Source organism: uncultured Flavonifractor sp., from assembly GCF_944387675.1.
GTDB lineage: Bacteria > Bacillota > Clostridia > Oscillospirales > Oscillospiraceae > Flavonifractor.
Genome location: NZ_CALXFV010000118.1, coordinates 1 through 6,045, shown reverse-complemented (window position 1 = coordinate 6,045; position 6,045 = coordinate 1). Strand labels below are relative to the sequence as shown.

At 65.7% G+C, this 6,045-nt stretch carries 7 protein-coding genes; 3 read left to right on the top strand and 4 right to left on the bottom strand.

Annotated features, from left to right (window positions below):
- From Q0J74_RS09995 to Q0J74_RS09980, 4 genes are all read right to left on the bottom strand, one after another.
- A partial coding sequence (locus Q0J74_RS09995; protein ID WP_297214147.1) for a histidine kinase dimerization/phospho-acceptor domain-containing protein occupies positions 1-881 on the bottom strand: 881 nt, incomplete at its 3' end.
- Positions 882-896: 15 nt separating this feature from the next.
- Positions 897-1,376, bottom strand: coding sequence for a hypothetical protein (locus tag Q0J74_RS09990; RefSeq protein ID WP_297214144.1), 480 nt, complete (start codon positions 1,374-1,376; stop codon positions 897-899).
- The gene (locus tag Q0J74_RS09985) at positions 1,373-2,065 is read right to left on the bottom strand and encodes a response regulator transcription factor (RefSeq protein WP_297214142.1); all 693 of its coding nucleotides are present in this window, start codon (positions 2,063-2,065) and stop codon (positions 1,373-1,375) included. Before Q0J74_RS09985 ends, Q0J74_RS09990 begins: the two co-directional genes overlap by 4 nt.
- Positions 2,066-2,076: 11 nt before the next feature.
- Positions 2,077-2,682: a ubiquitin gene (locus Q0J74_RS09980; RefSeq protein WP_297214139.1), complete on the bottom strand. Its 606-nt coding sequence runs from the start codon at positions 2,680-2,682 to the stop codon at positions 2,077-2,079.
- Positions 2,683-3,043: 361 nt separating this feature from the next.
- Here Q0J74_RS09980 and Q0J74_RS09975 point away from each other — a divergent pair, with 361 nt between their 5' ends.
- The 3 genes from Q0J74_RS09975 (at position 3,044) to Q0J74_RS09965 (ending at position 5,909) form a co-directional block, all read left to right on the top strand.
- Positions 3,044-4,237 (top strand): hypothetical protein, encoded by a 1,194-nt coding sequence (locus Q0J74_RS09975; RefSeq protein WP_297214137.1) that lies wholly within the window; start codon positions 3,044-3,046, stop codon positions 4,235-4,237.
- Positions 4,238-4,250: 13 nt separating this feature from the next.
- Positions 4,251-5,294: an aminotransferase class V-fold PLP-dependent enzyme gene (locus Q0J74_RS09970; RefSeq protein WP_297214134.1), complete on the top strand. Its 1,044-nt coding sequence runs from the start codon at positions 4,251-4,253 to the stop codon at positions 5,292-5,294.
- Between the two features lie 90 nt (positions 5,295-5,384).
- Complete coding sequence (locus tag Q0J74_RS09965) at positions 5,385-5,909, top strand: helix-turn-helix domain-containing protein (protein ID WP_297214132.1); 525 nt, start codon at positions 5,385-5,387, stop codon at positions 5,907-5,909.
- Positions 5,910-6,045 lie beyond the last annotated feature (136 nt).

Below are 6,045 nucleotides of genomic sequence, written 5' to 3'. Positions count from 1 at the left end.
GGGTCGTCCTTCCCCCACCGGTCCAGCAGATTGGCATAGCCCTGGATGACGGCGATGGGGGTGCGCAGCTCGTGGCTGGCGTCGGAGACAAATCGCATCTGGGAGCGGTAGGCGGCGTTGATTCGGTCCAGCATGGCGTTGATGGCCCGGGCCAGGGTGCGCAGCTCCTTTTGGGTGCCGGAGATGGAAATCCGCCGGTCCAGATGGGTGGCGTTGATCTCATCCAGCTCCCCCGCCAGGACCTGGAGTTCCTCGGTTGACATGCCCTGGGCCGCCTGATTCAGCCGGGCGGCGGCGGCGGCCAGGTCCTGAATAGGCCGCAGGGTACGGCGGATGGTACCGGCGTTTTTCAGCAGATTGGACAGCAGACTGATAAGCTGGCAGATCACCAGCACCCGGGCGGCAAAGACGAAGATGGCCGCCGGCCGGGACAGGTCCAGCCGGATGGTATACGGTTCCCCCTGACAGTCGGTCACCAGGGTGTAGCTGGTGGCGCCGCCGGTGGAAAAGGTGATCAGGGGCAGCAGATCCACCGTCCCCGGGTCAAAGTACCGCTCCTCCCCCTTCAGTTCCGCTGGACTGGGGAGCCAGTCGGCCAGACGGATACCCTCCGGCGTGCCTGCGCCGGAGGAGACGGTATAGCTGCCGGCTGCCATCCACTCGGTGGCCTCCGGCGAGGGGACTCCCCGTTCCTCCGCCAGCCTGGCCAGCCGGGCGGCCTGCCCCTCCGACCAGGCCACCAGTCCGCCGCAGAACAGCGCCACCAACAGCAGATCCAGCATCAGGTAGATGCCCAGCAGCCGGAAAAACAGCTTGGCGTTGAGCCGAGCCACAATGGAGGATTTGATCCGCCCCTCCTTCCGGTTGGATTGTCGGGCCATGGCAGCCTCCTTTTCTCAACCGGCCAGCCAGTCCAGCACTGGCTCCAGCTGTGCCTGGCTCACCCAGTTCGCACCCCGGCGGACAGCCTCCAGAGCAGCCCGGGACCGGGGATCGGACTTGCCGGAGAGTATCCGCTCCATGGCGGCCATCATCAGCTTGTCCACTCCCCGCACCCGGGCGGGGTCGTAGCCGCCCCGAAGGAAAAACAGGGGAATATGCTCCAGGTGATTGCCCTGGCGCAGCTTATCCAAATCCGCAGCGGAGTCCAGACCCACGGCGCAGACTCCGGCCACAGCCAGCCTGTTCCGGGCCTTTTTCAGGCCCACCACCCGGCCCGCCCGCAACCAGCCCAGGTAGAGCACCGGGATATTCCGGGGCAGCTTGTCCCCCTCCTCCAGGCGGCAGAGGGGCAGACCGGTCTGGTGGGAGAGCAGGGCGGCGTACTGGGCGGTAAATCCGGTGGTGCTGGTATAGACAATAGCGGATGCTTTCATGGATGTACCTCCTCCCGGATGGTATAACCCACACCCCGGACGGTGTGGATGAGCTTGATGCCGAACTGCTCGTCCAGCTTGGAACGGAGGAAGCGGATATACACGTCCACCGCATTGGTCTCCCCGGCGAAGTCGAAGCCCCACACCTGGTCCAGCAGAGCCTCCCGGGTGAGCACCTTCTCCTTGTGCTCCAGCAGGCAGCGCAGCAGGTCGAACTCCCGGCGGGTGAGGGCCACGCTCTGGCCGTTTACCGCCACCTCATGCCGCTCGGTGTCCATGGTCAGGGGTCCGGCGGTGAGCAGGGCGGTGGGCGTCTCCGTCCGGGCGGGCCGCTTGCGCAGGGCAGCCCGGATGCGGGCCAGCAGCTCCTCAATGGCAAAGGGCTTGGTCACATAGTCGTCCGCCCCCATGTCCAGGCCGGACACCTTATCCACCACTGTGTCCCGGGCGGTGAGCATGATAACGGGGATCTGGCTCTCCCGCCGCAGCCGCCGCAGTACCTCCATCCCAGACAGGGCGGGAAGCATGATGTCCAGCAGCACCAGGTCAAACTCCCCCTCCAGGGCCAGCTCCAGGCCACGCCGCCCGTCAAAGGCTTTTTCCACCTCATAGCCCTCGTAGCGCAGCTCCAGCTCCACCATCCGGGCCAGCTTCTCCTCGTCCTCCACCAGCAGGATTCGCTCCCCCATGGGGCAACACCTCACTTTTTATCCCGGTGATTTTCGTGAAAATACTGTTGGGCCTGGTCCTTCATGTGCTCCACCGTGTCTCCCACGGCGGAGGCGGCCCGGTTGACCGCCGCTCCCGCCGAACTGCGGTCAAAGTCCGGCCCGGCCAGCCGGTACCGGCAGCCCAGCGCCAGGCCCAGCACCAGCAGGGGCAGGCAGATCCAGAAGGCCAGAATCAGCAGCAGAATGGAAATGAGCAGGGGGATGCTCACCACCAGCTCTTCCCGCCGCCATACCTCCAGACTGTTTTCCAGACTCCGGCGGAGCAGGGTTTGGAAGAAATGCCGGACGCCCCCCTCCTCCGCCGTCAGGTTCAGTCTGAAAAACCGGGACTCTTCCCCGCTGTTTCCCTCCGGTCTCTCCTGGGCGCCGTCGCCCGGTTCGCCGCCGGCGCCGCCCGTCCGGGTGGAGTAGCGGGCGCTGCCGCCGCAGTCGGGCCTGACCTTTCCCCGCCGCTCCAGCAGAATGAGGGCGTCCAGCAGGCTGCCCCCGGTCTCCTCCAAAACGGCCCTGGCCTCCTCATAGGAGACGTCGGCCTTTTCCCGCAGGCGCTCCACCTGCTCCAGCGTAATTTCCATTCTGACACGCCCCTTCCCTATGCGTTCAGTATACCCGAACCCCGTTGAAGATGGCATTTAGGAACTGTTAAAATCCCATTAAATCCCCGAAGGCACCCCACACCCCTCCCCCGGCAAAGCAACCCCATCGGGTGGGGATACGGTGCCTTTTTATTATACTATGGGGGAAAATGGGGTGCAAGAGTCCGCTTTACCCCCGGCGGCTTCCGTGGTATAATAGCCGCACACCGGCCATTATGGTTTCTTTTGCGCCGGATTTTCCGCCCCTTATGGGGCAAACGAACTCTATGACGATTGACCCGTTCCTGCACAGCCGCCGCGGCATTATGGCGGCGCAATCCCTTGAAAAGGAGGCGATGGGATGAGAAGATGGAGGCGGGCGCTGTCCTGTCTGTGGGCGGCGGTGCTGGCGGTGAGCCTGCTGGCCGGTACCCAGGCCGCGGCGGACGGCGTGGAGATCTACATTATGGCGGAGAACGACCAGATTTTGGTGGATCTGCCCCTGGAGGCCATGCCCGCCTGGATCGGCGGGACCATGTACGTACCCTACCACGCCTTTGACTGGACCTATACCGGGGTGAACCTGGGGGTATCTTACGGCCAGAACCGCACCAACACGGAGTATACCTTCACCCTGTACAGCCTGAGCGGGACGCTGCTATTTGACCTGAACGCCGGCACCTGCGTGGAGCAGTCCTCCGGGGAGGACATGGGAATGAAGGCGGTTCTCCGCAACAGCCGGGTGTTTGTGCCTCTGGCGGGGGTGTGCCGCTATTTCGGGCTGAATTACAGTTATACCCCCACCAGCTACGGCACCTTAATCCGTATTACCAACGGTCAGGAGTGGCTGAGCACCTCCCAGTTTGTGGATTCCGCAGCCAACCAGATGCGGGTGCGGTACAACGAATATCTGAAGGCCATGGGAACCACCGCCAGTCCCAAGCCCACCAGCTCTTCCGGGGGCGGAGGCTCCGTCTCCCCCTCTCCGTCTCCCAGCCCGGGGGAGGGGGATCAGCGCCAGCTGACGGTAGCGCTGGCCTTCCAGTGTACCGGGGCCGGGACGGAGGCGCTGCTGGACGCCCTGGACGGGGCGGAGGTAAAGGCCCTGCTCTTTTTCCGGCCGGAGGAGCTGGCCGGGCATGAGCTAGCCGTGCGCCGGGCGGTGGGTTCCGGCCACACCGTGGGTCTGAGCGTCTCCACCGCCAACGGAACTCAGGCCGCCCTGGCGGAGCTGGAGGAGGGACGCCGGTGGCTGGAGGAGCACCTCCACCTGCGCACCCATCTGGCCCTGCTGGAGGAGCTGCCGGACAGCGGGTCGGAGGCGGCGGAACAGGCGGGCTGGGTCTGCTGGTCCGGAGATCTGGACGCCCGGGACGATGGCCGCAGCCGGAGTGTGCAGCGGGCCGCCCTGCTGGACGGCCTGGCCGGCCGTCAGGGAACCGTGTGGGTACTGATGGACGACAGCGCCAACGGCGTGGGCGTGCTGGAGCAGGCTCTGCCCCGGATGGAGCAGGCGGATTACCGCTTCCACCTGCCGGTGGAGACGGATTTTTAAGGAGGCAGGGGTCATGAGAGCCGTCTATTTGGACAATTGTGCCGCCGCCTTTCCCAAGGCACCCGGGGTGGGAGAGGCCATGTGCCGGGCCGTGCTGCGGCCGGACACCCCCGAAACGGGACCGGAGGCGGTGGGGGAAACCCTTCTGGCCCTGGCAAATGCACCGGCGGGGAGCCTCCTCCGGTTTACCCCCGGACTGGACTGGGGACTGGAGCGGCTGCTGTCCGGCCTGCTCCAGCCGGGAGACAAGATCCTGGCCTCCCCTATGGGACGGGGAAGCACCCTCCGCGTTTTATCCGGTCTGCCGGGAATTACGGTGGAGCTGCTGCCCTGTACCGACCGGGGAGAGCTGAAGCTGGACGGTCTGGCGGAGAAGCTGGCCGCCCCGGTGCGGGCGGTGGTGCTGAGCCACGCCTGCCCGGTGTGCGGCACGGTGCAGCCCCTGGAGGCGGTGGGCCTGCTGTGCCGGAAGCGGGGGATTCTGTTCCTGGTGGACGCCGGCCAGGCCCTGGGTGTGCTGCCGGTAGACCTGGCGGCCCAGGCCATTGACGGCCTGGCCTTTTGGGGGCATACCGGACTGCTGGGGCCGGAGGGGGTAAGCGGTCTGGCCCTCTCCCCCCGGCTGACCGGGGCGGCGGACCTGCTGGAGACCGAAGAGCCGGCCAACCTGCCCGGTATCGCTGGCCTGGGGGCCGCCCTGAACTATTTGGCGGAGATGGGCGCCCCTTTGCGGACGCGGCTGGAGCAGCTGTCCCGCCACCTATGGGCCAGGCTGATGGAGCTGGATGGAGCGGGGCTGCGGGTCCTGGGCAGTCCCACGCCCCGGGGCCGGCCGGGAGTGGTGTCGGTGGTATGTACTGCCCGGCCCAACGCCGAGCTGGCCCGCCTGCTGGAGGGTCGGTACGGTATCCGGTGCGCCTGGGGCCTGCTGGGTTCTCCCTTGGCCTGCCGCACTTTGGGCTGCGGGGAACAGGGTGTGGTGCGTTTTTCCGTGGGACCGTTCACCACCTTCGGACAGATCGACTACCTGGAGGGGGCGCTGGAGACCCTGCTGTAGGCCGCCGCAACCGATAGTTGCCCCTCTGAAAAGCAGAATGGGTGGTCCCCGCCCCTGTGAATGGATAAACTACCTCCAGGAGGGATGTCCATGAATATCGAAATTGCCGACCGGCTGGTGGCTCTGCGGCGGGCGCACGGCCACTCCCAGGAGGAGCTGGCCGCCCGGCTGGGGGTGAGCCGCCAGGCGGTAAGCAAATGGGAGCGAGCGGAGTCCTCCCCCGATACCGACAATCTGATTGCCCTGGCCCGGCTGTACGGCGTCTCCCTGGATGAGCTGCTGCTCCAGGCCGCCCGGCCGGAGGAGAGTGCGGAGGCCCGGGAGAGCCGGGAGGTATTTGAGGCTGCCCAGGCCTGGGAGGAGGCGGAGGACCGGCTGGAGCAGCTGCGGAAAAAGAAGCGGGCCGCCCGGAAGGAAAAGCTGCTCTGGCTGCTGACCCTGGCGCTGATGGTGTGCCTGCCCACCGTCACTCATCTGCTGAGCCTGGACGGAGTTTACGCCGTGGTGATTACAGTGGTTTATCTGATTACCGGCTTTTTGTTGGACAACTGGCATCCGGGCTGGATGCTCTACCTCACCATCCCCCTCTACTACGCCCTGCTGTTTGGGAAATAAAAAACGGGACCGCTGCATGGGAATGCAGCGGTCCCGCTGAGGCTGTCGAAAAAGTGGCAGAGCCACTTTTTCGAGTAGGATGCAGGCCGCTGCGCGCAGGATTTGTCCGTCTGCAGCGGACAAATCCCACACTTGC